The sequence below is a fragment of the Italian clover phyllody phytoplasma str. MA1 genome (genome assembly GCF_000300695.1).
Classification (GTDB): domain Bacteria; phylum Bacillota_I; class Bacilli_A; order Acholeplasmatales; family Acholeplasmataceae; genus Phytoplasma.
Genome location: NZ_AKIM01000053.1, coordinates 1 through 769 on the forward strand (window position 1 = coordinate 1; position 769 = coordinate 769).

The window sequence follows — 769 nt, forward strand, 5'->3', positions numbered from 1 at the left end:
CAAAAAGAACCTTCTAACTTAGCTTGTTACAACAAAGACCGTTATCCTTTCGACCGTTGGAATAACAGAGGGTTAACTTATAAGGAAACCTCCATTAATGGATTCGAACATTCACATTTTTATAATGAAGACGACAGTCATTTATATTCAAATATCAATTTCGAAAAACAATTCAAAGAAAACTCAAGTGGTAACTGTTTAATCCTTAAATACAAAGGCCCTAAACACTTCTTAGACGACGACAAAGACTATTACCTTGGTCACGCACGTGTTTCCAATTCTAACTTTGAATCAACCAATTTTCACCTCCACTTCAACCCAAAAAGAAAAACTTTATCTCTTTACCAAGGAAAACATCACACTGAATCTCAAACAAATAATCAAAAATAATTTCACCAACATTAAAGGACTCTAAACGAGAGTCTTTTTTATTTTCAAAAAAATTTAAATCCAAAAAAAGAAAGCGAGTAAAAATATGTCAAAAAAAATAATTGAAACTAAAAAAAATCAATCAAAAAACAATAATAAAACAAATCAATCCAAAAACAATAAATCTAATAAAATAATTATCAAAAGAAAAACTCCAACTCCTAAAATCATTATCGAAACTCAAACTAACAAAGAAAACTGGTTGCTTAAAATCATCAAAACTTTTTTTAAAATCCTCATTTGGTGTATACCGTTATTATTAATTGGTGGGGCAATTTATTGGACGCTTTTCAAATTCTTTCCTGAAGTTTTAAACCAAATCAACACTTTTACGAGCAAC

At 29.1% G+C, this 769-nt stretch carries 2 pseudogenes; both read left to right on the forward strand.

Going from position 1 to position 769, the window contains the following annotated elements:
• Positions 1-390 (forward strand): annotated as a pseudogene (locus RI01_RS02285) (hypothetical protein); the annotation flags it as partial.
• Between the two features lie 85 nt (positions 391-475).
• Positions 476-769 (forward strand): annotated as a pseudogene (locus RI01_RS02290) (hypothetical protein); the annotation flags it as partial.